At 49.6% G+C, this 25,279-nt stretch carries 25 protein-coding genes; 6 read left to right on the forward strand and 19 right to left on the reverse strand.

All coding sequences use genetic code 11. The features are described 5' to 3' along the window. Positions 1-2 precede the first annotated feature (2 nt). A complete protein-coding gene (locus ACEVJK_RS05585) occupies positions 3-995 on the reverse strand; it encodes a tyrosine recombinase XerC (protein WP_147571775.1) in 993 nt (330 codons plus the stop codon). A gap of 499 nt (positions 996-1,494) precedes the next feature. On the opposite strand from ACEVJK_RS05585, the gene ACEVJK_RS05590 reads away from it, so the two are divergent. Next, positions 1,495-1,692 (forward strand): hypothetical protein, encoded by a 198-nt coding sequence (locus ACEVJK_RS05590; protein ID WP_374740177.1) that lies wholly within the window; start codon positions 1,495-1,497, stop codon positions 1,690-1,692. A gap of 438 nt (positions 1,693-2,130) precedes the next feature. Here the strand turns inward: ACEVJK_RS05590 and radA are convergent, their stop codons facing one another. The 3 genes from radA to ACEVJK_RS05605 form a co-directional block, all read right to left on the reverse strand. Next, positions 2,131-3,504, reverse strand: a complete 1,374-nt coding sequence (gene radA, locus ACEVJK_RS05595) for a DNA repair protein RadA (RefSeq protein ID WP_374740178.1) — start codon at positions 3,502-3,504, stop codon at positions 2,131-2,133. A gap of 137 nt (positions 3,505-3,641) precedes the next feature. Further along, complete coding sequence (locus ACEVJK_RS05600) at positions 3,642-4,268, reverse strand: manganese catalase family protein (protein WP_147571795.1); 627 nt, start codon at positions 4,266-4,268, stop codon at positions 3,642-3,644. After that, on the reverse strand, positions 4,269-4,736 hold the full coding sequence (locus ACEVJK_RS05605) for a spore coat protein CotJB (protein ID WP_240287650.1): 468 nt from the start codon (positions 4,734-4,736) through the stop codon (positions 4,269-4,271). Between the two features lie 273 nt (positions 4,737-5,009). On the opposite strand from ACEVJK_RS05605, the gene ACEVJK_RS05610 reads away from it, so the two are divergent. After that, positions 5,010-5,678, forward strand: coding sequence for an N-acetylmuramoyl-L-alanine amidase (locus tag ACEVJK_RS05610; protein WP_374740179.1), 669 nt, complete (start codon positions 5,010-5,012; stop codon positions 5,676-5,678). 286 nt (positions 5,679-5,964) lie between these two features. On the opposite strand, the gene ACEVJK_RS05615 is transcribed toward ACEVJK_RS05610, so the two are convergent. From ACEVJK_RS05615 to ACEVJK_RS05650, 8 genes are all read right to left on the reverse strand, one after another. Then, complete coding sequence (locus tag ACEVJK_RS05615; protein ID WP_374740181.1) at positions 5,965-6,723, reverse strand: EFR1 family ferrodoxin; 759 nt, start codon at positions 6,721-6,723, stop codon at positions 5,965-5,967. After that, positions 6,723-7,730 (reverse strand): alcohol dehydrogenase, encoded by a 1,008-nt coding sequence (locus ACEVJK_RS05620; RefSeq protein ID WP_374740183.1) that lies wholly within the window; start codon positions 7,728-7,730, stop codon positions 6,723-6,725. The genes ACEVJK_RS05615 and ACEVJK_RS05620 overlap by 1 nt, the downstream gene beginning before the upstream one ends. 176 nt (positions 7,731-7,906) lie before the next feature. Continuing rightward, positions 7,907-9,076, reverse strand: coding sequence for a pyridoxal phosphate-dependent aminotransferase (locus tag ACEVJK_RS05625; RefSeq protein ID WP_240287646.1), 1,170 nt, complete (start codon positions 9,074-9,076; stop codon positions 7,907-7,909). 38 nt (positions 9,077-9,114) lie between these two features. Beyond that, complete coding sequence (locus ACEVJK_RS05630) at positions 9,115-9,825, reverse strand: ABC transporter ATP-binding protein (RefSeq protein WP_186852591.1); 711 nt, start codon at positions 9,823-9,825, stop codon at positions 9,115-9,117. Further along, a complete protein-coding gene (locus ACEVJK_RS05635) occupies positions 9,812-10,591 on the reverse strand; it encodes an ABC transporter ATP-binding protein (RefSeq protein WP_186852592.1) in 780 nt (259 codons plus the stop codon). Before ACEVJK_RS05635 ends, ACEVJK_RS05630 begins: the two co-directional genes overlap by 14 nt. Before the next feature lie 18 nt (positions 10,592-10,609). After that, a complete protein-coding gene (locus ACEVJK_RS05640; RefSeq protein ID WP_207721925.1) occupies positions 10,610-11,638 on the reverse strand; it encodes a branched-chain amino acid ABC transporter permease in 1,029 nt (342 codons plus the stop codon). 15 nt (positions 11,639-11,653) lie between these two features. Next, on the reverse strand, positions 11,654-12,565 hold the full coding sequence (locus ACEVJK_RS05645) for a branched-chain amino acid ABC transporter permease (RefSeq protein WP_262670249.1): 912 nt from the start codon (positions 12,563-12,565) through the stop codon (positions 11,654-11,656). Between the two features lie 141 nt (positions 12,566-12,706). Continuing rightward, on the reverse strand, positions 12,707-13,885 hold the full coding sequence (locus tag ACEVJK_RS05650; protein WP_186852594.1) for an ABC transporter substrate-binding protein: 1,179 nt from the start codon (positions 13,883-13,885) through the stop codon (positions 12,707-12,709). 417 nt (positions 13,886-14,302) lie between these two features. On the opposite strand from ACEVJK_RS05650, the gene ACEVJK_RS05655 reads away from it, so the two are divergent. After that, positions 14,303-14,701: a hypothetical protein gene (locus tag ACEVJK_RS05655; RefSeq protein ID WP_186852595.1), complete on the forward strand. Its 399-nt coding sequence runs from the start codon at positions 14,303-14,305 to the stop codon at positions 14,699-14,701. 46 nt (positions 14,702-14,747) lie between these two features. Here the strand turns inward: ACEVJK_RS05655 and ACEVJK_RS05660 are convergent, their stop codons facing one another. Next, entirely contained in the window at positions 14,748-15,257 is a 510-nt protein-coding gene (locus tag ACEVJK_RS05660; RefSeq protein WP_374740185.1) for an amidase domain-containing protein, read from the reverse strand. A gap of 101 nt (positions 15,258-15,358) precedes the next feature. Beyond that, on the reverse strand, positions 15,359-16,324 hold the full coding sequence (gene fba / locus ACEVJK_RS05665) for a class II fructose-1,6-bisphosphate aldolase (RefSeq protein ID WP_147571804.1): 966 nt from the start codon (positions 16,322-16,324) through the stop codon (positions 15,359-15,361). Between the two features lie 142 nt (positions 16,325-16,466). On the opposite strand from fba, the gene ACEVJK_RS05670 reads away from it, so the two are divergent. Then, complete coding sequence (locus ACEVJK_RS05670) at positions 16,467-17,708, forward strand: 6-phosphofructokinase (protein ID WP_240287642.1); 1,242 nt, start codon at positions 16,467-16,469, stop codon at positions 17,706-17,708. 45 nt (positions 17,709-17,753) lie between these two features. Here the strand turns inward: ACEVJK_RS05670 and ACEVJK_RS05675 are convergent, their stop codons facing one another. From ACEVJK_RS05675 to leuC, 5 genes are all read right to left on the reverse strand, one after another. Then, positions 17,754-19,040 carry an AI-2E family transporter gene (locus tag ACEVJK_RS05675; RefSeq protein ID WP_374740186.1) on the reverse strand — a complete coding sequence of 429 codons (1,287 nt, stop codon included), beginning with the start codon at positions 19,038-19,040 and terminating at the stop codon, positions 17,754-17,756. 140 nt (positions 19,041-19,180) lie between these two features. Beyond that, positions 19,181-20,380 carry a pyridoxal phosphate-dependent aminotransferase gene (locus tag ACEVJK_RS05680; protein ID WP_374740187.1) on the reverse strand — a complete coding sequence of 400 codons (1,200 nt, stop codon included), beginning with the start codon at positions 20,378-20,380 and terminating at the stop codon, positions 19,181-19,183. Positions 20,381-20,554: 174 nt separating this feature from the next. Then, complete coding sequence (gene leuB / locus ACEVJK_RS05685) at positions 20,555-21,631, reverse strand: 3-isopropylmalate dehydrogenase (protein WP_147571808.1); 1,077 nt, start codon at positions 21,629-21,631, stop codon at positions 20,555-20,557. Further along, on the reverse strand, positions 21,628-22,113 hold the full coding sequence (locus ACEVJK_RS05690; protein WP_147571809.1) for a 3-isopropylmalate dehydratase small subunit: 486 nt from the start codon (positions 22,111-22,113) through the stop codon (positions 21,628-21,630). The genes leuB and ACEVJK_RS05690 overlap by 4 nt, the downstream gene beginning before the upstream one ends. A gap of 179 nt (positions 22,114-22,292) precedes the next feature. After that, on the reverse strand, positions 22,293-23,549 hold the full coding sequence (gene leuC / locus ACEVJK_RS05695) for a 3-isopropylmalate dehydratase large subunit (protein WP_147571810.1): 1,257 nt from the start codon (positions 23,547-23,549) through the stop codon (positions 22,293-22,295). A gap of 451 nt (positions 23,550-24,000) precedes the next feature. On the opposite strand from leuC, the gene ACEVJK_RS05700 reads away from it, so the two are divergent. Continuing rightward, positions 24,001-24,540, forward strand: a complete 540-nt coding sequence (locus ACEVJK_RS05700; RefSeq protein ID WP_374740188.1) for a DUF1697 domain-containing protein — start codon at positions 24,001-24,003, stop codon at positions 24,538-24,540. A gap of 75 nt (positions 24,541-24,615) precedes the next feature. Next, positions 24,616-25,248, forward strand: coding sequence for a Crp/Fnr family transcriptional regulator (locus ACEVJK_RS05705; RefSeq protein ID WP_374740189.1), 633 nt, complete (start codon positions 24,616-24,618; stop codon positions 25,246-25,248). The last annotated feature ends 31 nt before the right edge of the window (positions 25,249-25,279 follow it).

Raw genomic sequence — 25,279 nt, forward strand, 5'->3', positions numbered from 1 at the left:
TATCAAACCTCTTTCTTTTGATTTTTCGTCTTTGTTCGAGATACTCGGCCAAGGGGATTGGCCCTGGCTGCGGTACGAAGATCATCACTATCTACATGGGTATAAATCTGGGTAGTATTGAGATTATCGTGCCCCAAAACTTCCTGGAGGGTACGTACATCTACACCGTTTTGAAGCATAAGGGTAGCCGCTGTATGGCGCAGTTTATGCGCTGAATACTGGCTACTGTCCAGCCCTGCAGCTAATAGATGCTTTTTGACCAGTTTATGGACTGCCGCTCTGGATATCCGACGCCTATTTTGCAACGTGACAAATAACGCCTTTTGATCGACTAACGTCAACATGCTTCGCTCAGTTATCCAATCCTGAAGCGCCTGTTGACAAGCTTCATTCAAATAGAGCATCCGCTCTTTATTTCCTTTTCCCAAAACACGCAGTTGATCGCCTCGAACATCTGTTACATTTAAGCCTACCAACTCAGAAATACGCAATCCACAGTTTAGGAACAAAGTAAGAATACAATAATCACGACTAGAGTTTTTTCCAGCCACTGAATCCAGAAGCTCTATGCTTTCATCAAGATTCAGATATCTTGGGAGTGATTTGCGTAGCCTAGGTGAGTCCAAATCTTGCACAGGATTCTCTCTTAACAGCTTGGCCTTATTAGTCAAGTATTTATAAAAGGAGCGGATTGTAGCGACTTTTCGAGCTCTTGACGTAGCTGTAAGTGAGCGATCTTGGGAGAGAAAACTCATAAAATCATAGACATCGCTTAATGTGATGCTGTGGACCAGAGATAGGTCGACATCATCAATCATGATACTGTCAAATGGAACATCCTTAGATATAAGATTTTTTTTCTGTTTAATATAGCGAAAGAAACTACGCAGATCCAGAAAATATTCATCTATTGTGCGACTGGAATGTCCTTGGATAGTTTCATGATAGACAAGAAAATCTCTGATTAGTGCGGGAGCTTCAGTTCGATAATCCATAGTTTCCGGTTAAACTACCGATTCCCCTCCTTTTAGGTCAACAAAATTTTTATTTTGTTGACCTATTATCTTAAAAAAATAAAGGACCGAGGCGGTCAACAAAATGGACGGTTATTGTTGGACCAAAAGTCTAGCTTTTAAGGTGAGTCAGACTTTTTTTCCTTCCCTTCCGGATAAGCTAACTTAATATAATCACAAAAAAGGAAGAAAGTCAAGCACTATTTTCATAAGGTATCCCTACGGGATAGGCCATAAATACCGAATAGCGTCAAGGATCAAAGAAACTGGCTCCAAAGAGCCAGTTTCTTTGTCGAGCGGCCTACGGCCTCCTTGACCCTATTAGGAATTTATGGACGATGTGAACAACCGAACTCGCCGCCGCCGAGTTCGGCAAGCCGACGAAAACCAGGATGGGAGGCGGGAAACGAGAGATTGACAAACTCCCCCGGACCCGGTACAATGACAGATACCATATATAATCAGACCAGGAGGGCTCGACATGACGGACCAAGAACTATTACAAGCTATGAAGCAAATGCTCCAAGAGAGCGAAGCAAGAATGAAAACTACAATACAAGAAGAAGTGCAACCCATAAGAGAAGAACTAGCAGAAGTCCGGGACGGAGTAAACACCCTGCTAGAGTGGGCGGAAAAAGCTGGAAACAGCATCGAATTTCCACTACCGAAAATTATGTAAGCGACCGGGAGAGGGGCGGCGGCCCTCTCCCCTTTTTTATGTCCTGGGACGTTTCAATTTATCCAGAATGGAGGACACGACCAGAGAGAGCCGAAGGCGGAAGGTTATCCGCTTTTTCTTAGGCCGATAAAAACGCCGTTGAACAATACCTTTTTTGATCAGGGCATCATCAGGACTGGCGGCCCTAGAACAGCAACTTACTCACTATCCTTCAAGCTTCCAAACCAATTTTTCATATCCCTCCATATCTCATATCTTTTCCACTCTAGGACATACTACTTACTCTCGATACTGGAGGTGAAAAGAATGAGCTTGATCATGTGCACTGATTCCTGTGTTTATCAGAAGGACGGATACTGTTCTCTCTACCGAGCCGCCTCCTCCGGGTTAACTTCTAGCTCCAGCTGTATTAATTTTGTTCCCTTAAGTAAAAAAGCTTTACAGCAACGTCGCCAGAGCCTCCCGAATACTGGAAACCCGGATCAACTCTAGTCCCTCCGGAGCAATTAGTTTGCCCTGGACACGCTTTGGAATCAGACATTTTGTAAAGCCTAGCCGCTGGACTTCGGACAGGCGTTGGCCTAACGCACTGACTGCCCGAAGTTCTCCGGTCAGCCCCACTTCCCCAATAGCAGCAAGATCATGAGGTACCGGTCTGTCCCGAAAACTGGAGGCCATAGCCAACACAACTGCTAAATCTGCCGCTGGTTCGTCTAATGTTAGCCCTCCAATGACATTTAGATAGCTGTCACAATTTCCCAGTAAAAGGCCGCCGCGTTTTTCCAGCACGGCCAGCAACAACATGGTGCGGTTATATTCGAAGCCATTGCTCACTCTTCTAGGATTTCCTAGGCTGCTGGGCACCACTAGGGCCTGGATCTCTGCCAGCACCGGGCGTACTCCCTCCATAACACAGGTAACACAGGTACCCGGAGCATCCATGGGACGGCCAGCTAACAGAGTTTCCGAGGGGTTTGGCACTTCACACAGTCCACCATCCTCCATCTCAAAAACACCAATCTCATTGGTCGCGCCAAAGCGGTTCTTGGCCGCCCTTAAAATGCGGTAGGCCATATGCCTCTCACCTTCAAAATAAAGGACACAGTCTACCATATGCTCCAGCACCTTAGGCCCGGCAATAAAGCCCTCTTTGTTCACATGTCCGATGACAAAAACAGTAATTCCCTCTCCCTTTGCAAGCTGCATCAACGCCAGTGTGCATTCCTTTACTTGGCTTATGCTTCCAGGGGCGGCATTCACATCCCCGTGGTATAAAGTCTGAATAGAATCCACAATGAGCACATCAGGCTGGAGATGATGAACTGAATCAATCATGTTCTCCAGATCGGTTTCCGCCAGCAGATGAAGCCCCTCCTCTGCCACGTTTAGCCTCTGCGCTCGGAGTTTGATCTGCCGTTCGGATTCCTCTCCTGATACATACAAAACTGTGGCAAACCGGCACAGATTATCGCAGATCTGCAGCATAAGTGTGGACTTTCCAATGCCAGGAGCACCGCCTATCAGAACCAGCGATCCCTTGACCGCACCGCCTCCCAGAACCCGGTCCAGCTCTCCCATTCCTGTACAAAATCTCAGCTCATCTGTGATCTCCACATCTTTCATGAGTTTGGGACGGTGACCGGCCACGCCAGCCGCGGAACCTCTGGGATGGTTAATTCCTGCTTTTTTGACGGGCTTTTCTGTGGGTTGCTCTACCACCGTATTCCATGCGCCGCAGGCAGGACATTTCCCCTGCCATTTTGGCATCTCGTTCCCGCATTCTGTACAGTAAAAGAGAGTCTTTGCTTTCATCGTCCTGCTCCTTCTGGTGCCGAGTTTGATTTATTTTATTCTAGCAGGTTTTCGCCTTATTGTAAATCTGTACGGACAGTTTCTATCAGCTTTGAGAAGAGCCAGGCCCCCTAATAAAGGGGAGCCTGGCTGTTTTTTTAACCTCTAGCAGGAGTCCTGGGTTGTGCTTTGTCAAAGGCCGGGTTAGTAAGGTAGACGTTTCTTGCGTCCATCTTCTCTTTGCACAGGCGCAAACACTCGCCAAATCGCTGGAAGTGGACAATTTCCCGCTCTCGCAGAAAACGGATGACGTTGTTGACATCTGGGTCATCGGAAAGGCGGAGAATGTTATCATAGGTGAGGCGGGCCTTTTGTTCGGCCGCCAAGTCTTCAGTCAAGTCGGCAATGACATCGCCGGTAGATTGGATAGAGCCGGCGCTCCAAGGGAACCCGGAAGCGGCAGTAGGATAGACACCTGTGGTGTGGTCTACGAAATAAGGAGCAAAGGTTGGATTATTTCGCACATCTTCGTCGGTGAGGTTTCGAGTCAGTTGGTGAACGATGGCGGCTACCATCTCCATATGGCCCAGCTCCTCAGTGCCGATGTCCGTCAATACGCCTTTTGCCTCAGCATAAGGCATGGCATAACGCTGGGATAGATAGCGCATAGAGGCACCTAGTTCTCCATCTGGACCACCATATTGACTGATAATAAAAGCGGCCAACTTAGGATTTGGAGTGGCAATTTTTACTGGAAATTGAAGCTTCTTTTCATAAATAAACATTTACTTCACCTCATTCTGCTGGAAATTCCAAGGCCAGGGCTCCTGGAGCCAGTTGTATCGCTCTCCAGTCGCCGCCGCGGCTTTGGTCAGGGGTCCGAATTTGCTTTCGTAAGCGGCTTTGGCCGACTTTTCCATGGCGGCATACTGCTTGAAAAGGGTGAATGCCTCCGTATCGTCAGGATGGGTGTCAAGATAAATCCCAAGTTCTAGTACGACGAATTCCAGAGCCTGGAGCTCTACCAGCGGATTTGTGGGCAAAGTGGAACCTTCCACCTTCAAATGGAAGGGGAGGTTGAGGCCTGGAAAGAGTGTACCGTTGCTCAGAGCCTCACTTTGGGAATATTTATTGGGTCTATCCTGCTGAAATGGGACGTAAGGGACTGCCAGTCCTGCACAGGACGGCAGAGTACCATAATTATCAGGGCAGCTAGTCTGCAGGGGGCAGGAACTACCGATCTCTTGATTCAAAGGGATTCCCTCCTTGGTTGGATTTGAGGGGCGGATGGGCCCTCATCCCAGTGTATGGTCTGACCGGTAACGTGGTCCCTGGAGAAAAAGGGAGTCAAGGATGGAACTTTTGGGCTTTCTGGTTATCTTCTCTATTTCTTTACCAAGGAAGACAAGATTTGGTGGCCAAAATAAATTTTATTTTAAATAGGGAATATTGCTCTTGTCCGTCTCCATATGTTAGGTCGAGGTGGTCTTATGAGGCGGCGGATGTTATTGCTAGGATTGGCTATCGTGACAGTATTGTTTTTGCTGAACTGGTCGCTGCGCTTATGCATGGGGAGAATGGATAGAATAGCGTCATCTTCCTCTTTAGTAAATAGCCAGGCCAATCTGATTCTGGATGCCGGGCATGGTGGAGAAGATGGGGGTGCTGTCTCACTCACTGGTATGCCGGAAAGTCAGATTAATCTGGCAGTGGTATTGAGGATGCGGGATATTTTGGCCTTTTACGGAGTATCTCCCATGGTCCTTCGAGAAGAAGATATTTCCCTCCACGACAACAGTGCGGTTTCACTGCGTGAAAAGAAGGTATCTGATCTAAAAAATAGAGTGGCTGCTATTGAGGGACAAAGAAGTGCCACTCTGCTTAGTATCCATCAGAATACTTATCCGAATAATCGCTATCACGGCGCACAGGTATTCTATGCGCCCACAGAGGGCTCTAAGGAACTGGCGGAACATATTCAGGCGGTAGTCAAGGGGACACTCCAGCCAGAAAATGAGCGGTCGGTAAAGCAAATTCCGGATACGGTCTATCTTATGAATCATATTAGTTGTCCAGCCGTCCTGGTGGAGTGTGGATTTTTAACGAATCCAGAAGAGGAGGCACAACTGTTGGATCCAGATTATCAGAAACAACTGGCCGCTGTTCTGGTGGGGGCCTGGCTGACCGCTCCATAAGAACACAACCACCAGCTTCGCTGGTGGTTGTCTCTATGCGGGCATAGCCCTTTATTCCTCACGGATGACACTACTGAGTTACATATCTTATGATAAACTGTTATTCATTCGCACATGAAGCCCTCCCTTCTCTACTCTTTGTGCAGTGGGCAGACCATACTCCTATTTATATAGCAAACTTGCTTATCGCTATTTTGAACCACTTGCTAGGCGAGTGGTTTTAGGCTACAAAAAGGGAGATCCCATCGGGTTGGATGGGATCTCCTTTTTATAGGAAGACAGAGCATCATTGTTTCTTATAGGGCAGACATCGGTATCGGGGTTTATTTTTGCTCCGACTTCCATATTCAATCGCCTGGGCAGGGCAGTTGCAGATGCAGGCCATACAATGTGTACAGTGCTTTCCCCATACAGGGATTTGGTTATTGAGTTTCACGTTATTCAAAGGGCAGTTTGCAACACATTTTCCACACCCAACACAGGAGTCTTTTGCGTAAAAGAGGTCTGCCTTTATCACAAAGCGGTAAAAGGCACGGTTGACTAAGCCACTTTTGATGCGATCCACAATCCCTACTTTACGTTGGGGGAAGTCCCTATCCTGGGCGATCCAGTTAACACCATGTTGAAGGACAGGGACTGCTCTCTCAATGATCTGCTCTGCCTCCTGTTCTTCCGGCACAGGAAACAACGCAATATAATTTTCTGGCATTACCACCTCTAGGGTTCCTCGGTAAATAAGCCCCTTTGCCTGGCATAATTCCGCTAGATATCGCCCTGCGCCGCCAATATCACTGCCACAAGTCAGGACAAAATAGGCCCTTTTGTCCCCCAGCAGCTCTACGGCTCTAAGATATTCCTCAAAGATATGAGGAAGTTGCCAACCATAGGTAGGACTTACAAAAACCCAAGGCCCAGTAGAAAAAATTGGGCTTTTTTCACCACTTTTGATTCGTTTTCCTAGATCCAGGAGTTCTTCATTCAACTGCTCTGACAAAAGTTCAGCGGCATAACGGCTGTTTCCAGTTCCGGAAAAATATAAGATCATTAGGACTTCTCCCCCATCTCAATAGCCACTTTTATCACGTTATCCCGCCGATGTTCAAAGAGGTCATAGGCCGCCTCGATCTCCTCTAGGTGAAAGGTATGGGTGATTAACGGCGTGGTGTCCAGCATTCCCTCCTTGATCAGCTTTAATATCTCCGCACAGCTGCAACCATCCACACCACCAGTCTTGAAGGTCAGATTTTTCCCGTACATTTCGGGCAAGGGCAGCTGCTGAGGACCGTCATACAGCGCCACTACTGCCACAGTGCCATTGGGTCTGGCACACTGCCAGGCCATACGAAAGGTTTCCGCTCCACCAGCGACCTCGAGCACTACATCCGCGCCGCCGTGGTCGCTGTTTCGCCGTACATAGTCCAGTGCTTTTTCCGGTGTGGTCGCCAGCACCTGAGGATAGTAACGGTGGAGAAACTGGAGGCGCTGTTCTTCCCGCTCACATACAATCACACGTTTTGGACTTTTTAACAAAACACACTGTAAGGTACATATACCTGTCGGGCCGGCCCCGATGATAAGCACAGTGTCATCAGGGCTGATATCTGATATCTGGGCCGCCCAATAACCTGTAGACAGAATGTCACCTACAAAAAGGGCCTGACGGTCAGTCACGGAATCAGGGATCTTATCCAAGCTCTGGTCCGCATAGGGAACTCTCACATATTCTGCCTGCCCGCCATCGATGCGGCAGCCCAAGGCCCAGCCACCATTTGGGTCTATGCAGTTATTCACCCAGCCATGCTGGCAGAAAAAACAGTGCCCACAGAAAGTCTCTACATTTACGGTGACCCTGTCACCAGGCTTCACTGATAATACAGCAGGACCAGCCTTCTCTACTACGCCCACCATCTCATGGCCGACCGTAATACCTGGCACTGCTCTTGGTACAGAGCCATGCTTGATGTGGAGGTCACTGGTACAAATGCTGGCTAAGGTGACCCGCACGATCGCGTCTCGGTCATCCAAGATCACTGGTCTCTCTTTCTCCAACAATTTGAATGTTCCTTGTTCCAAAAAAGTATAGGCTAACATATTCATTATCCGCTCCATTGTAGTTTCTTGATTCCAGCATAGCATTTTCCAAAACAAAATTCAAGGGAATCAAAACAAAGGCAGAGGCCCTGTCCCCAGACAAGGCCCCTGCCCTTCATTTGATCATAGATTTAGATTCAAAATCCCAGGCCCTGAATATAGCCCTGGATGCGCTCAAAGCCCCTCTTAATATTTTCGTCAGAGGTGGCGTAGGTAATTCGGATGAATCCTTCCCCACTGTCACCGAATCCGGATCCAGGGACAGTAACGACCCCGGTCTTCTTCAGTAGATCCATACACAAGTCACGGGAATTCATCCCGGTGAACTCTGTCAGTTCCTTGGCATTGACAAAGGCATAGAAGGCACCCTTTGGCTTTTTAATAGACAGACCAGGGGTCTGGTCAATCAGTGAACAGATCAGGTCACGGCGGCGAAGATAGCTCTGCCGCATATTCTCAATCTCAGACTGGCACTGACGTAGCCCACAGGCGGCCGCAATCTGGCTGGGGGCCGGCAGACAGGAAGCTCCGTTCTCGTGCAGTTTAGTCATGTTACGGATAATATCAGGCTGGGAGATCGCATAACCAAGGCGCCAGCCAGTCATGGCAAACATTTTGGAGAAGCCGCTAATGTACACAGTCTTTTCCATGATTCCATCAAAGGAGGTAATGCTGGTATAGCCCGCATCATCATAAACTAACCGGCTGTATATCTCATCGGCAATGATAAAGATATCCCGCTCGCGGAGCAGGTCAGCCAGGGCTTTGCAAGTATCCTTGTCAATCACCGCACCGGTAGGATTAGAGGGTGAGTTGAGAATGATAGCTTTTGTTTTAGGTGTGATCGCGGCCTTGATGTCATCAGGATCTGGGATAAATCCGTTTTCCTCACGTGCTGGGACACAGATCATTCTGGCGCCCACCATACCAATCTGTCCAAAATAATTAGGCCAGGCCGGTGTGATTACGATGACTTCATCACCGGGATTTACCAAGGTGAACAAAGCCATCTGGATCGCCTCAGTGGCACCGCAGGACACCATAATTTGGTTTGTGGGATCAGGCTTCAGATCATTGGCATGGTACTCCGCAATCGCTTGGCGCAGTTCCAACACGCCACTGTTCGGGGTATAGTGAGTCATACCGGACTCCCAGCATCGGCATGCCTCTTCAATGATGGGGCGCGGAGTGATAAAGTCCGGCTCGCCAACTGTAAAGCTGATAGTATCCTCCATTTTCAAGGCCTCATTGAACATCTCCCGAATGACTGATCCACCCAGATTTTGGGCCAAATTTGACAACTGCATCGTTCATTCACTCCTACAAATCAGTTTGTTGTATATGCTTAGGCACCCAGATAGGCTGCCTTCACACGCTCATCAGCTAGCAAATCCTGAGAGGCACCTTGCATGGTAATTTTCCCCGTCTCCAGCACATAAGCGTGGGAGGCCGTATTCAGAGCTAAAAAGGCGTTCTGTTCGATGAGCAAGATGCTAGTGCCAGTTTCATTAATTTGCCTGATGACGCGAAAAATATCTTCTACAACAATAGGAGCCAGCCCCATGGAAGGCTCGTCTAGCATTAACAGGCTTCCGTTGGTCATCAAGGCCCGGCCTAACGCCAGCATCTGCTGCTCACCTCCAGAAAGTGTCCCAGCCTGCTGCTTTTCACGCTCCTTCAGTCGTGGAAAGATAGTAAATACCCGTTCCAGACCATCTTTTATGAAAGCTCTATCTTTTATCAGATTGGCTCCCATAGTCAGGTTTTCAGTGACGGACATCTTCGAAAATACCCGGCGGCCTTCTGGCACATGGGCAATGCCCTGTTCTACAATCTTATGGGGCTTCATCTTGGTCAATTCTGTTCCCTGAAACAGAATTGACCCGCTTTTTGCGTGCTCCAGACCAGAGATGGTGCGCAGAATGGTGGACTTTCCAGCGCCATTGGACCCAATCAACGCCACAATCTCCCCTTTTTCCATCGAGAAGGAAACGCCTTGTACCGCATTAATGGCTCCATAGGACACATGAAGATCCCGAATCTCAAGTAGCGACATTCTGATAGCCTCCTCCTAAGTATGCCTCGATAACCTTCGGATTGGCCTGCACTTCGGCGGGCACCCCTTCAGCTATGGTCTTACCAAAGTCTAAGACTTTGATGCGGTCCGCAATAGGCATTACAAAGTTCATGTGGTGCTCGATCAAAATGATAGTCACACCAAAGTCCTTGCGAATCTGTGCTACCAGGTTCGCCATATCCTCCAGTTCAGTGGTAATCATACCAGCTACTGGCTCATCCAACAACAGGATCTTGGGATCCGTCATCAGGGCACGTGCAATTTCCAGACGGCGCTGATCGCCATAGGGCAGATTTTTTGCTAGTAAATTTGCTTTGTCGGCCAGTCCCAGACGGTCTAACAGACCCATGACCTTCTCATCCAGCTCCCTTTCGCTCTTCACCATGCCCGGTGTACGCAAAAAACATTTGGCTAGATTCTGGTCGTTATGCATAGTATGGGCCATCTTTACATTGTCCGCCACACTGGCATTAGAGAACAGGCGGATGTTCTGGAAAGTTCGGGTAATCCCCTGTCGCGCAAACTGATAGGGTTTAAGCCCTACCATATCCACCCCATCTAGCTTAATGGTACCGGTGGTGGGTTTGTAAATACCGGTCAGCATATTAAATACGGTTGTCTTTCCTGCACCGTTTGGCCCAATAATGGCAATTAATTCGCCCTTTTCAACTTCCAAATTAAAATTATCCACGGCGCAAAGCCCACCGAACATGATAGAGAGGTTTTTGACCTCAAGAAGACTCATATCACCACTTCTCCCTTCTCAGGACTTAGAGACACCCGCAGGCTCTTTATCCTTCTTTGAGCCAAACAGCGGAGTCTCGTACAGGGACGCACGAGAAATACGCATAAAGGGAACTTCCTTGCCACCACAAAGCCCCTCTGAGCGATAGAGCATCACAATGACCAGAATAGCCGCATACACCGCCAGGCGCCAGTCGGCCAAAAAGCGGAGAACCTCAGGCAGGATGGTCAACAGTGTGGCGCCCAAAATAGAACCAGTCAGAGATCCGGAACCCCCGGCATACAAGTAGACCAAGAAATCGGAGCTCTTTGTAAAGCTAAAGGAGTCCGGCTGAATGAAGGCTAGCACATGAGCATACAGGCCGCCTGCTACGCCGGCAATAAAGGCAGCGATACAGAACGATGTGATCTTGTAGCGGGTAGTATTGATGCCCATGGCATCTGCAGCAATCTCATTGTCCCGAATTGCGATAAAGGCGCGGCCGTAGGGAGAATAGATAAGGTTACGCAATAGATATAACGTCAACGCCATAAAGAATAAGATCCAGGCAAAATTGGAGTAATTTGGAATGCCAATCATGCCTCTGGCTCCGCCAATCGGCTGGATCAGACGAAGGATAGCGCGGACAATTTCACCAAAGGCCAGAGTAACAATGGCCAAATAGTCCCCCTTTAGCTTTAGGGAGGGCATCCCAATCAGCACTCCTACCAAGGCAGCCACACACCCTCCTACCAGTAGGCCTAACAAAAAGACAGGGACCTGGGCAACTACCGGAATATTCTTACCATCAAATACCATGGTGGTAATGACCGCGGCTCCATAAGCACCTAGGGACATAAAGCCAGCGTGGCCAATACAGAACTGTCCAGTAAAGCCATTGACCAAGTTCAGACTGGCTGTCATCATAATGTTGATGCCGGCAAACATCATGACTTGAATATAATAGCCATTTAGGATACCCACAGAGCGCAGGACCGTTACAACTACATATAAAAGGACAACAATTAAGGCGGGGTAAATCGACTTAATCAATTTCTTTATATTCATAAAGATCACCCCTCCTTAAACTTTCTCTATGACCAGCTTGCCCATGATACCGGCAGGCTTGACCAAAAGGATAACAATCAAAATAATGAATCCGACAGCATAGCCGAAGGTAGAGTTCAAAGCGGTAGCAAATATTTGGGCGATCCCAAGGATAAAGCCCCCCAACATGGCCCCCCTAATATCACCGATACCACCCAGAACGGCTGCGACAAATGACATATTGCCCAGCCAGGAACCCATATACACATCAACCTGAGGATAGGCACTGGCATAGCAAATACCAGACACTGCGGCCAGAGCGCCGCCTACGAAGAATGTGATGGAAATGACGCGGTTGACATTGATACCCATCAAAGAAGCTGCATCCTTGTCCATACTGACGGCCCTCATCTGTCCACCGATCTTTGTGCCATTCACCATGAAATATAGTGCCATCATAGTAACAGCAGCCAATATGATCATGATAATCTGGGTCGAAGTGATAGACGCCCCTAAAACATTAAAGGTTTTGGGCGTAAATAGTGTGGGGAACGAGCGAGGATTCGGGCCAATAAAAGGTAAGGCCCTTGGAAAGTTCTCCAAAAACATGGAGACACCTACAGCTGTGATCAACGCGATCATTCTAGGTTTATTGCGCAGAGGTCTGTAAGCGATCGCCTCAGTCGCTACAGCGATTCCGCCAGTGCCCAGCATAGCAATCAATATGATAATCCCTACAATAAGCATTGGGAATGTTCCATCAATCTGATAGCTGGAGAAAAGTTGAGCAATAAAATAGGTGCCCAATGCACCAATCATCAAAAAGTCACCATGAGCAAAATTGATCATGCCAACAATCCCATAGACCATGGTATAGCCCAATGCAAGCAACGCATATACGCTGCCCAATTGCAAGCCGTAAACTAAGTATTGTAGGATCGTAGCCACAGGAACGCCTCCTATCATGTCTAAAAAATGGATTTACTAAGAAAGGAAATGTGCCGGCTGGTATCAAACGCAGCCGGCACATTCAGTTATGCCTAAGAAAGAATTGCTGCCCTATGTCACCGATGAAAAATCCAAAAGAAATCAGCTAGGATTGATGGAAGAAACATAATGGGAAACACCATCAGCATCATACTGCATAACCACGCCACCCTTAATGGGGTTACGATCCTCACCCATCGTCATAGGACCAGAGGGCAGTTGAAGATTCTCAATAGAAGCCAGAGCGTCACGGACACCATCGCGGGTCAGCTCTTCTGCATTCTGCAACGCATAGAGAACCATCATAGTAGCTTCATAAGCCAGTTCAGCATTGGAATTGGGTTGCTCATCGGGATGCAGGGCAGTGTACTTCTCAACAAACTCAACAGCAGCGGGATCGGTAGACTCAGCAGAAAAAGCGGAAACATAGGCTACGCCATCCACAGCAGCACCAGCCACCTGTCCGACTTCAGGAGTATCAGCAGAGTCACCACAGATAATGGGGCAAGTGATGCCAGCGGAGCGGGCCTGCTGGATCTGGAGGCCGAGCTCACTCAGCAGGTTGGGGAAAAATACACTCTCTGCATTGGCAGCGGCCAGCTTCGTCAACTGGACGTTATAGTCCTTAACATCAGAGCCGGAATACTCTTCGATAGCCAAGATTTGACCGCCCAGCGCTTCATAGCTTTCAATAAATGCGTCCTTCAGTCCAGTCGCATAGGCATCAGCGTTGTTGAACATAATGCTGGCAGTCTCATATCCGGACTCCCAGATATACTGGGCAGCCATCTGCCCTTGGAAAGGATCAATAAAGCAGGCCCGGAAAATATAGTCGCCTACCTCAGTAACCGCAGTGTTAGTCGCAAAGGTAGTAACGATGGGGCATTTGGCATTCTGAGCAATCGGACCAGCAGCCAATGCGCATTTGGACATATCAGGGCCGACTATAGCAATAACCTTTTCTTCCTCAATTAACTTCTGAAACACATTTGTTGTTTTTTCCTCGGATGCCTCATTGTCCATGTAAATGAACTCGATGTTATACTCTTTGCCCTTAATGTCGATCTTACCGCCTAGCTCGTTCTCTACAACCTCGACACCATTCGTAATGTACTTTCCAGCAATAGCAGAGACACCAGAAATGGGGCAAACAACGCCAATTTTTAATGTTTCTACCTCATCTCCGCCGCTGTTGGTAGAGCCGCTATTACTACCGTTTCCACAGCCGGCCATGGAAAACACCATCGCCAAAGCCATCGCAAATGCAAGAACCTTTTTCATTGTTTTCCTCCTGTTTGATCAAATATTATACTAAAGAGAGACTTCTCTTTAATATCGTTTTTTCATATTATGAAATATTATCTCTTATTATGGAATCAAATTCTTGTTGTTTATTTTAATATCAGTACATGCAAAATGTCAACGCTAACATTTCTATATTTATTCTTTTTGTATGATATGTCAAATTTGTAGCCAAAATTTGTTTAAGTCGTAAAGATAAAATTATTGTAATTGAAACTCAGTCATATTATAATGAAATTTGATGGCTGCATTCTTGCATTACCCTATGAGTCTGTAGGCAGTTCAATTTTTATTCAAAGTGAAGTGGCATCTAAATCAGTTGACAATCATTGGTCCGCAATATATTATTATTGTTGTTAACTTTTATTTCGCTAAACAGTATTTTAGGAGGAACCCATGCCTACCGCATTCCTTGATTCCTTTCAATTAATCGTTGCTTTTTATTTGTTTTATGTTTCAATTAAAGGTTCTGGACAGATGTACCGTTTTTTTGATATTTCAGAGGAAGATCAGATGCGAGTCCGCCTCCCTCTGCGCCTCATCTATGCTATTGCTGGCATTATCGCTCTAGTGGAATCTGCTGTTTGTATGCTGCAGAATCAAATGTTTACTCAGACCATTACCGAGAATGGTGTCATTATCATACAGAATTTCTCCATTGAAGTTCTTCCTTTTCTCACCTATGATATGATGTCTACTATTAGTTCGGCTTTGACTCTTGTTATCGTTCTTCTGCTGGCCGGAGTGGTGATCTGGTTGAGGAAACTAAGCCATCGCAATTCAAAGAAGCATTAAAAAAGCACCCAAAGTATCTACTTTGGGTGCTTTTTAATGGTATCTTTCATCCCCATTGATATGTACCTAAGATATGGATACATCTTAGCTGTACATAAGGATAGGTGCTCAAGGGACGAAAATCCGTGTCCTGACTATGCGCGGCCACAAGAATAGAGCCCGGCCCATTCTCTCTTTTTATCTCTACCACGATTGGATTATGGCTAAATTCCTGATGTCCGGAGAAACGAAGCTGGATAAAATCGCCCGGTTCCACCTGTTCCAGCAGGACCTCTCTCCCAAATGGACCGGGTGTCTTTTGCTTCCTCGTTAAAAAGTTAAAAAAATAAGGTACCCCTGTCCACGCCGGAGCCCTGTCTTCCCCGCTGTTGTAGTACCAGCCAAAGGTGGGTGTGAAGTTCATGACTCCAGCCCCGGCATAGAGGCACTGGGAAGCAAAGTTAGTACAATCCCCTCCTAATTCATCGAAATTCATATATTTAGGGTTTCTTTCATAGGCCCAGCGGTGCGCATAGGCAACTCCAGCAAAACGGTCATAAGGTATGATTTTTAGCATTCTTCCTCCCCCCTTCTCTCATCTTATGCAGAGAGATCAGAAAAGGGCCCCAGACCCGCCGTAGCGGATCTGGGGCCGGAGTCGTTGCTTTTTGAAAATTATCAGGCCTTACCGTCGCAGCCCAAAACATCAATCAGCTTATGCTTAACCATAGCCTGGATAGCGGCACGGGCAGGCTTTAGATACTCACGGGGATCAAACTTATCAGGGTGTTCAGCCATGAACTTGCGGATGGTTCCAGTCATGGCCAGACGCAGGTCGGAGTCAATATTGATCTTACACACAGCGCCACGGGCGGCCTGACGGAGCTGCTCCTCAGGAATACCGACGGCATCGGGCATCTTTCCGCCGTTCTCATTAATCATCTTGACAAACTCCTGCGGCACGGAAGAGGAGCCATGAAGCACAATGGGGAAGCCGGGCAGGCGCTTCACAACTTCATCCAAGATGTCAAATCGCAGGGGTGGAGGCACCAGTTCGCCCTTCTCGTTACGGGTACACTGAGCGGCGGTGAACTTATAAGCGCCGTGACTGGTGCCGATAGCAATGGCCAAAGAGTCACAGCCAGTCTTGGACACAAACTCTTCTACCTCTTCGGGGCGGGTATAATGGGAGGCCTCAGCAGACACATTCACTTCGTCCTCAACGCCAGCCAGAGCGCCCAGCTCCGCCTCAACCACCACGCCGTGGTCATGGGCGTACTCCACCACTTTCTTGGTGATCTCAATATTCTCGGCAAAGGGCTTGGAGCTGGCGTCGATCATAACGGAGGTAAAGCCGCCGTCAATACAGGACTTACAGGTCTCAAAGCTGTCGCCATGATCCAGATGCAGGCAGATGGGCAGGCCGGTCTCAATCACAGCAGCCTCCACCAGCTTCATCAGATAGGTGTGGTTCGCATAAGCCCGGGCCCCTTTGGAGACCTGGAGGATCAGGGGAGCATTGACTTCCTTGGCAGCTTCGGTAATGCCCTGAACGATCTCCATGTTATTGACGTTGAAAGCACCGATTGCGTAACCGCCATCATAGGCTTTCTTGAACATTTCTGTAGTAGTAACCAATGGCATAATTACCATCTCCTTTGAATTTGGTAATCCTTATTGTACCATTAACAGTTGATAATTACAAGTATCTGTGCTAGAATTTAGAAGAGAATTTCTGAGTTAAATCATTTTTCCACGTATTTTTATATTTAAGGAGGAAGCAAACATGGAGAAACTGACCGGAGCTTGTATCATTGGCCAGTCTGGCGGCCCCACCGCTGTCATCAACGCCAGCGCTCAGGGCGTCATCCAGACCGCTTTGAAGTCCGATTGCATTACCCGTGTTCTCGGTGCTGCCCATGGCATCAAAGGTGTACTGGAGGACAAGCTGTATGATATGTCCCAGGAGGATCCCGCTGAACTGGATCTTCTAAAGTATACCCCCTCTTCCGCTTTGGGCTCCTGCCGCTACAAGCTGGCTGACCCCGACAAGGATGACACTGATTACAAGCGGATCCTTGAGATTTTCCAGAAGTACAACGTCCGCTACTTCTTCTACAATGGCGGCAATGACTCTATGGATACCTGCAATAAGATTTCTAAGTATATGCAGAAGGTAGGCTATGAGTGCCGCATCATGGGCGTGCCCAAGACAATTGATAACGACCTGAACGGCACAGACCACTGCCCCGGCTTCGCCTCTGCCGCCAAGTATATCGCCACCTCCTGCGCCGAGGTCTGGCAGGACGCCCACGTCTATGACACTGGCATGGTCACTGTCATTGAGATCATGGGCCGTCACGCCGGCTGGCTGGCCGGTTCGGCCGCTCTGGCTTCCCTCGCCGGCTGTGGTCCCGACCTTGTCTACCTGCCCGAAGTGGACTTCGATATGGACCGGTTCATCGCCGATGTCAAGAGCATCTATGATAAGACCGGCAAGTGCATGGTCGCTGTATCCGAGGGTATCCACTACGCCGATGGCCGGTTCGTGTCTGAGGCGGAAACCTCCGCCACCGACGGCTTCGGCCACGCTCAGTTGGGCGGCCTGGCCGTAATGCTGGCTGATGTCATCAAGAAGCACACTGGCGCCAAGGTCCGGGGAATCGAGCTCTCTCTGCTGCAGCGTTGTGCCTCCCACGCCGCCTCCAAGACCGATGTCGAAGAAGCCTGGCAGGCTGGCTCCGCTGCTGTTGAAGCCGCTGTGGCCGGCACAACCGATAAGATGGTGGCCTTCAAATGCACCCGCGAGGGCGGCTATCAGTGCCAGACCTCTCTGGAGCCATTGGACATCGTGGCTAACTTCGAGAAGAAGGTCCCCCGTGAGTGGATCAACGAGGCCGGAAACGGCGTGGAGCAGCCCTTCATCGATTATGTACTCCCCCTAATCCAAGGCGAAACTGACGCTCCCAAGGAACATTCCCTCCCCCGCTTCGCCCATCTGAAGAAAGTGCTGACCACTGATATGTAATCTAAAATATAATCAGCCCCGGAGCTGCTCTCCGGGGCTGATTTTTTATTCCTTATGACCATTTGGCAGGGACATGGGGCCTGTACGCCCCATATACACCTCTGTTTCAGTTGGCAGCTTATGACGGCGCAGGCCATAGCAGACCAGCCGCCTGATTATACTGTAGATCATAGCAAATACTGGCACTCCCAGCACCATCCCAGCAAAACCAAACAGTCCGCCAAACAGAATAATAGAAAACAAGACCCAGAAAGAGGCCAACCCGGTAGACTCACCCAAGATCTTAGGACCCAGGATATTTCCGTCAAACTGCTGAAGCACTAAAACAAAAATGGCAAAATATATGCTCTGGATGGGATCAATGATAAAGATCAGCAGGATACAGGGAATCGCTCCAATGAATGGACCAAAAAAGGGAATCACATTGGTCACACCAATGATGGTCGCAACCAAAGCCGGATAGGGAAAGTGAAAGAGATTACAACAGGCCAGACAAATAATTCCGATAATGAGAGAATCCAACAGCTTTCCATTAATAAACCCACTCATGATGCGGTAGGCTTCTCTCGTTTCAGACACAATCAAATCAGCGTGGTCTGTACGGAAGATACTGTAAACAATCTTCTTACTCTGAGCAGCAAACGTGTCCTTCCGAACAAGGAGATAGACAGAAACAATGATGGCAATCAACAGGTCCTTGATCAGCAGTAAGGCAGCCAACAAAATAGCGGATACACCGGACACAACTCCGGTAATGTTCGGTAGGACCGTAGCTCGCAGCCAGTCCAGCGTGGAGGACACCGACTCTAAATTGGGCAGGATATCTGAGGAGAGCCACTGCTCCAGAGAGGTGGCCGCCGAGTTATAGATAGGCATGATAGCGGACTGTATCTCTGGATTGTCCTCCAGGAAGGTTAACAACCACACCTGGGCGCTCTCAATGTACTCTGGGAAAGCCATGACCAATCCGACGATGCTGTCATATACCTGGGGAATTACCATGGCCAGCAGCAGATACAGCAGGATAAAGGCAACCAGCAGACTCAAGACGATGGATATTATAGATAAAAATCGGACATCGTTCTTGTTTTTCAGCTTCTGATTTGGTGTCATGGCCAACATAAACTTGAGGATATGCCTTTGGATTGGCAGCAACAGAAAGGCCAGTATCATCCCCATAAAAATAGGGCGCAGGATATGTGACAGCGTCGTGAAAAAAGCACGGACCGAGGCTGCGTTGAAGATCAGGAAAAACAGTAAAATTGCCGCGGCCACCACACAAAAGGCCGTGACTCCCGCCGCGATAAATGGCCCGTACTTCTCTCTCTTCAAACAAGCCCACCCGCTTTCTTCTTGATCGTTGTTTTCATTATATCGTATTTTCTTCTCCCCCGCTACTCTTTCTTAAAAGTTTCACAAAACTTTAATGATTGAAAATGGCCGCCCATAGGGACGGCCATTTTTCATCGTATTCAGATTGTCTCTCCCGCCAGGAATCGCTCCAGACGGTCCAGTCCCTCTTTGATGTTCTCCATAGAGGTGGCATAGGACCAGCGGACAAAATTCGGTGCCGCAAAGCCGGTCCCGGGGACAACCGCCACCTTCCCGTACTTCAGGAAGAGGTTTCCGAAGTCATCAGAGTCTTTAATCACCGTACCATGGAGCTCTTTTCCAATGAGCTTCTCAATGTTCATCATCACATAGAAAGCGCCCTCAGGCTTGATGCAGCTGACCCCCTCAATCTGATTCATCCGTTCCACCATATAGTTGCGCCGCTCCTCAAAGGCCTTGCGCATCTCCTCAATGGAGTCTTGAGAAGCGGAGAGTGCGAGAGCCGAGGCTTTCTGAGAGATAGAGCAGGGGGAGCCAGTGGAATGGCTGAGGAAATTGGCGATGACCTTTGCAATCTTGGCGGGGGCAGCCACATAGCCAATTCGCCAGCCGGTCATGGCATAGGACTTGGACACGCCGTTAATCAGCAGGGTGCGCTCTTTAATATCCTCGCCTAAGGCAGCCAGGCTGACAAACTGTCCGCCGTCATAGACCAGCCCGTAGTAGATTTCGTCAGAGATGACATAAATATCCTGCTCCACACAGACCTTAGAGATGGCCTCCAGCTCCTGGCGGCTATACATCATGCCAGTGGGGTTTGATGGGTTGTTAAGGATCATACATTTGGTCTTTGAGGTGATGGCGGCGGCCAGCTTCTCTGGCGTAATCTTGAAATTCTCTGCCTCGGTAGCCTCTACCACAACCGGAACACCGCCCACCATACGGATCAGCTCGATATAACTGACCCAGTAGGGAGCGGGCAAGATGACCTCATCCCCTGGATTGACAAGCGCGCGGAGGGCCACATAGACACAGGGCTTCGCGCCGTTAGAGACAGCGATCTGGGTATATTCATAGTCTACACCGCAGTCCTCCTTCAGCCGCTGGCAGACAGCCTTGCGCAGCTCAATGGTGCCGGCTGCAGGGGTATATTTCGTTTCGTTGTTCCGAATGGCCTGGATACCAGCCTCCTTAATATAATCAGGGGTGGGGAAGTCAGGCTCTCCAGCACCAAAGCCGATGACATTCTGCCCCTCCGCCTTCATCTGCTTAAACATAGCGTCGATGGCCATAGTAGTAGAGGGCTCCACTGCCAGGGCGATCTTAGACAGTTCCTTCATATCATGTGTCCTCCTTCAACCTCTCATTCTGAGGCCCAATTTTTGCAACGCATATTATATTCGATTACGATCCAAAATGCAAGAGAAAAAAATTAATTTTGCAATTTCTACTTGTTGCCTCCGGGAAAGAGAAACAAAAAGAGACCTGGCGAACCAGATCTCTTTCTTCTATTTTTATAGTTTCCTTCGGATTAGCTCTCCCATCTGAACCGTGCCAATGGTCTGCTCTCCCGACTTCGCAATATCCTGGGTCCGCCAGCCCTCAGCCAGCACGGCATCTACCGCCTGTTCGATAGCATCAGCCTCATGTGGAAGATGGAAGGAATAGCGGAACATCATCCCCACAGAAAGGATCGTTGCGATTGGATTAGCCTTATCTTGACCGGCGATATCCGGGGCAGAGCCATGAATCGGCTCATATAGGCCGGGGGCAGTATCACCGATGGATGCAGAAGGCAGCAGTCCGATGGAGCCGGTGACCATAGATGCCTCGTCGGAAAGGATGTCACCAAACATATTTTCTGTGACCACCACGTCAAACTGGCTGGGGTCCTTCACCAACTGCATGGCGGCATTGTCTACCAGTACATCCTCATATTCTACATCAGAGTACTCCTCTGAAAGACGGTGCATGATAGACCGCCACAGGCGGGAGGTCTCCAACACATTGGCCTTATCTACACTGGATACCTTGTGGCGGCGCAGGCGGGCCAGCTCAAAAGCCCGGCGTCCGATACGCTCGATCTCCATCTGGGAGTAGGCCATCCGGTCAGATGCCTCCTCACCCCTGTCCTCAGTCTGATACCGCTCCCGCTTGCCAAAATAGATGCCGCCTGTCAATTCCCGCACCATCATCAGATCGATGCCCTTTTCCGCCGTCTCTTTCTTCAGGGGGCAGGCGTCCGCCAAGGCGGGGCGCAGGGCGGCGGGGCGTAGGTTGGCATACAGCCCCAGGTCTTTGCGGATGGACAGCAGGGCGGTCTCCGGCCGCTTCTCCGGGTCGGAGGCGTGGCCCCACTTGGGGCCGCCCACCGCGCCTAACAGCACAGCGTCACAGGCCTTGCACTTCTCGGCGGTGCCTTCGGGGTAGCTCTTGCCCACCGCGTCGATGGCGCAGCCACCCATCAGCACATCCTCAAAGGAGAAGCTATGGCCAAATTTCTTGCCTACGGCCTCCATGACTTTGACGGCCTCGCCAACCACCTCTGGGCCGATGCCGTCGCCCCGGATCAGGGCGATCTTAAAGTTCATTTCGCTACCCCCCGCTCCTTCAGTGAGTTGAGCAGTCCGCCGCTCCGGATGATCCCTTCAATAAACTCCGGGAAGGGGGCGGCCTGATAAGTCTTGCCGGTGGTCTGATCGGTGATGACTCCGGTGGCAAAGTCCACGTCCACCTGGTCCCCGGCCTGGATCTCCTCCGCCGCCTGGGCGCACTCCACGATAGGCAGCCCGATGTTGATGGCGTTGCGGTAGAAGATACGGGCAAAGGAGGGGGCGATGACACATTTTACTTTGCAGGATTTGATGGCCAGAGGGGCGTGCTCCCGGCTGGAGCCGCAGCCGAAGTTGGGACCGGCTACGATAATGTCGCCGGGCTGGACAGAGGACGCGAATCCAGCGTCGATGTCCTCCATACAATGGGAGGCCAAAGCGGCGGGGCTGGGGTCGTTCAAATGCCGGGCGGGGATGATCACGTCGGTGTCCACGTTGGCGCCGTATTTATATACTTTCATAGGAGTTGTTCCTTTCTGTTCAAAGTCAAAGGAGTCCGTTGTCGTTAGGAGTTAAGAATGAGAAACACATGGTGTCCTTTCGCTCCAGAAGCTCAAGGCAGGTTTTACCAAGCTGTGTGCTCCCTGGTGATCCCTAACTTCTAAATTTTAATGCAAACCTCAATAAAAGGCTTTGCTTTTTACTTGCGTGGATCGGCTACACACCCGGCGATGGCGGAGGCGGCGGCCACAGCGGGAGAGGCCAGGATGACCTCGCTGGTCACATGGCCCATGCGGCCCACGAAGTTGCGGTTGGTGGTGGAAACGGTACGCTCTCCCTCCGCCATGACGCCCATATGACCACCAAGACAGGGGCCGCAGGTTGGGGTGGATACAGCTGCCCCGGCCTGGATAAAGGTTTCAATGAGTCCCTCCTTCATGGCCTGAAGGATGATCTCCTGTGTGGCGGGGATAACAACACACCGGACATTTGCGGCCACCTTTTTCCCCTTCATGATAGCGGCGGCGATGCGCAGATCCTGGATACGTCCGTTGGTGCAGGAGCCAATGACCACCTGGTCAATGGGCAGCCCAGCCACCTCGCTGACCACCTTGGTATTTTCCGGCAGATGCGGCATAGCCACAGTAGGCTCCAACTGGTCGAGGTCAATGACCACCTCGCGCTCGTATACGGCGTCGGAGTCGGCGCAAAATGCCTCACAGGGGCGGTTCACACGGCCATTAATATACTCCATGGTCCTCTCGTCTACTGGGAAAATACCGTTCTTGCCCCCTGCCTCAATGGCCATGTTGGAAATGGTGAAACGGTCGTCCATGGTCAGGGAAGATACTCCCTCGCCCGTGAACTCTAGGGACTGATACAGAGCTCCATCCACTCCGATGGTCCCGATAAGATGGAGGATGACATCCTTGCCGGACACATGGGGCTGCAGCTTGCCCTTCAATGTGACCTTGATGGCGGAGGGCACCTTGAACCACAGCAGTCCCGTGGCCATGGCGGCAGCCATGTCGGTGGAGCCGATGCCGGTGGAGAAGGCTCCCAGAGCTCCGTATGTACAGGTGTGGGAGTCGGCCCCTACGATGATCTCACCGGGGGCACACAGGCCTTTTTCTGGGAGCAGAGCATGCTCCACGCCCATCTGGCCCACATCGAAAAAGTTTGTGATCTGGTGCTTATGCGCAAATTCTCTGGCCTGCTTGCACAGCTGGGCCGACTTGATGTCCTTGCAGGGGGTGTAGTGGTCCAGGACAATGGTGATCTTATCTTTGTTAAAGACCTGGGTAAATCCGGCCTTTTCAAACTCGGTAATAGCCACAGGAGTGGTGATGTCATTCCCCAGCACCATATCCAGCTTGGCCTCAATGAGCTGCCCTACTTCCACCTGTTCCAGTCCAGCGTGTTTGGCCAGTATCTTCTGTGTCATGGTCATTCCCATAAAATTTACCTCCTTGCCGTTGTTAACGATATGGTAGCAAACAGATTTGAAAAAGAATGTAAACTATGTTACAATTAAATCAAAAATTGATTTTCCTCTTTTAGACGGGAGCCGTTGGCAGCCCAAAATGACAAATGCCATTTTCAGGAGTGAGCAGGATGGGCAAAAATAGGGCAACACTGATCTACTTGGAAGATTGTATCCTTATAAGCAAGAAGAATTATAAGGATTGGCAGGAAATCCAACTTGAGTTTTGGCGCGGCTATAAGGCGAGCCTATCTCCAATGACCAGCGAAGAAATGATCGATTTTTTCCAAGATGAGTATGGTGAAGAACCTTGCTGGCCGTTCTCTAAAAATGAGATCCTCCATTTCTTTCACTGTCAATGTGAAATGATCCGGTCAGAAACACTCAGATAAAAATATAGGCAATCAGATAGGAGCTTGATTCAATGAATCTGTACATCGCTTTTTTAAGGGGCGTCAATATCAGCGGCAAAAATAAAATTCCCATGGCGGAACTAAAAACAGGTTTTGAAAATCTGGGCTTTGGAGCGGTCAAAACATACCTAAATAGTGGAAATGTCCTCTTTTCTAGCGACCGGAACGGCAGAGAGGAATTAGCCAGTCAGATTGAGAGCATGATAAAAGTCAAATTTGGTTTTGACATACCGGTCTTTGTCATCTTAAGGCAGGATCTGGAGGATATCCTGCAAAACGCCCCCGCTTGGTGGGGCGCCGGACGAGAAGGGATATACGATAACCTGATCTTTATTATGCCGCCGGCTGTCTTTTCCCAGGTATTGGACGAGATTGGGACGCCCAGAGAAGGACTGGAACAGATTCAGAACTATAAAGAAGCTATCTTCTGGTCATTCAGCCGGAAGGACTATCAGAAAACAAATTGGTGGCCCAAGACCGCCAGCGCCGCTATTAGTAGAAAACTGACCATCCGAACGGCAAACACTGTCAGGAAACTGGTTGGAATGTGACCTCTTCTCCCCTCCCTATCAGGACGAACTCTAATCTGTCTCGATATCAGTTGATAATCAGGAGCGATACGCTATATGAATGCCTTTGATTTGGACTTTCCCGCTCACATCTGGGCGCCTTTTGCCCAGGGGCGTCCCCCAATCCGGTGCTCACCGGGCTATCTGATCTATCTTCAGGGGACCGAGGCCACCTGCTTCTACTATCTGAAGGAGGGGCAAGTGCGCAGCTTCATCCAGTCAGAGGACGGCGCGGAGCGGGCGCTCAATGTCTACGGCCCTGGCAGCCTATTTGGAGAGGCCTCCTTTTTTGACGAGCTGCCGCGAGTATCCTCTGCTGTGGCCCTCACAAGCTGTGAGATCGTGGCGATTGACCGGGAGCTGGTCACCGAGGAGATTGAAAAGGACCCAGAACTGGCCCTGGCTATGATGAAATATCTTGCCAGAACTGTGCGTCTGCTCTCTACTCAACTGGACCAGATGGCCTTCCGCCCGGCCCAATGGCGGATCGCCCGATATCTGCTGTCACTCTCCCCCACTGGCGGCCCGGTCCGCTGTACACAGGAGGACATCGCCTCCTCTGTATCTGCCAGCCGAGTGACCGTGAGCCGCGTTCTGAGCCAGTTGGCTCGGCAGGGCATCATTGAACTGGGCTACAGCACCATCTTCGTATGGGATATAGAAGCCCTGAAAAAAACCTGTCAAATTTGAAAGGGAGGGAAAACCATCGGTTTTCCCTCCC

Source organism: Flintibacter sp. P01028, assembly GCF_041925235.1.
GTDB classification, from domain to species: domain Bacteria; phylum Bacillota; class Clostridia; order Oscillospirales; family Oscillospiraceae; genus Lawsonibacter; species Lawsonibacter aceti.

Coding starts and splice junctions, on each gene's coding strand:
- ACEVJK_RS05590 (WP_374740177.1), top strand. CDS start 1,495: ATGACGGACCAAGAACTATTACAAGCTATGAAGCAAATGCTCCAAGAG.
- ACEVJK_RS05690 (WP_147571809.1), bottom strand. CDS start 22,113: ATGAAAGTATATAAATACGGCGCCAACGTGGACACCGACGTGATCATC.
- leuC (WP_147571810.1), bottom strand. CDS start 23,549: ATGGGAATGACCATGACACAGAAGATACTGGCCAAACACGCTGGACTG.
- ACEVJK_RS05660 (WP_374740185.1), bottom strand. CDS start 15,257: ATGCTAAAAATCATACCTTATGACCGTTTTGCTGGAGTTGCCTATGCG.
- ACEVJK_RS05700 (WP_374740188.1), top strand. CDS start 24,001: ATGAATCTGTACATCGCTTTTTTAAGGGGCGTCAATATCAGCGGCAAA.
- ACEVJK_RS05640 (WP_207721925.1), bottom strand. CDS start 11,638: ATGAATATAAAGAAATTGATTAAGTCGATTTACCCCGCCTTAATTGTT.
- fba (WP_147571804.1), bottom strand. CDS start 16,324: ATGCCATTGGTTACTACTACAGAAATGTTCAAGAAAGCCTATGATGGC.
- ACEVJK_RS05680 (WP_374740187.1), bottom strand. CDS start 20,380: ATGAAGGAACTGTCTAAGATCGCCCTGGCAGTGGAGCCCTCTACTACT.
- radA (WP_374740178.1), bottom strand. CDS start 3,504: ATGAAAGCAAAGACTCTCTTTTACTGTACAGAATGCGGGAACGAGATG.
- ACEVJK_RS05630 (WP_186852591.1), bottom strand. CDS start 9,825: ATGTCGCTACTTGAGATTCGGGATCTTCATGTGTCCTATGGAGCCATT.
- leuB (WP_147571808.1), bottom strand. CDS start 21,631: ATGAACTTTAAGATCGCCCTGATCCGGGGCGACGGCATCGGCCCAGAG.
- ACEVJK_RS05615 (WP_374740181.1), bottom strand. CDS start 6,723: ATGATCTTATATTTTTCCGGAACTGGAAACAGCCGTTATGCCGCTGAA.
- ACEVJK_RS05670 (WP_240287642.1), top strand. CDS start 16,467: ATGGAGAAACTGACCGGAGCTTGTATCATTGGCCAGTCTGGCGGCCCC.
- ACEVJK_RS05585 (WP_147571775.1), bottom strand. CDS start 995: ATGGATTATCGAACTGAAGCTCCCGCACTAATCAGAGATTTTCTTGTC.
- ACEVJK_RS05655 (WP_186852595.1), top strand. CDS start 14,303: ATGCCTACCGCATTCCTTGATTCCTTTCAATTAATCGTTGCTTTTTAT.
- ACEVJK_RS05705 (WP_374740189.1), top strand. CDS start 24,616: ATGAATGCCTTTGATTTGGACTTTCCCGCTCACATCTGGGCGCCTTTT.
- ACEVJK_RS05650 (WP_186852594.1), bottom strand. CDS start 13,885: ATGAAAAAGGTTCTTGCATTTGCGATGGCTTTGGCGATGGTGTTTTCC.
- ACEVJK_RS05635 (WP_186852592.1), bottom strand. CDS start 10,591: ATGAGTCTTCTTGAGGTCAAAAACCTCTCTATCATGTTCGGTGGGCTT.
- ACEVJK_RS05600 (WP_147571795.1), bottom strand. CDS start 4,268: ATGTTTATTTATGAAAAGAAGCTTCAATTTCCAGTAAAAATTGCCACT.
- ACEVJK_RS05625 (WP_240287646.1), bottom strand. CDS start 9,076: ATGCAGTTGTCAAATTTGGCCCAAAATCTGGGTGGATCAGTCATTCGG.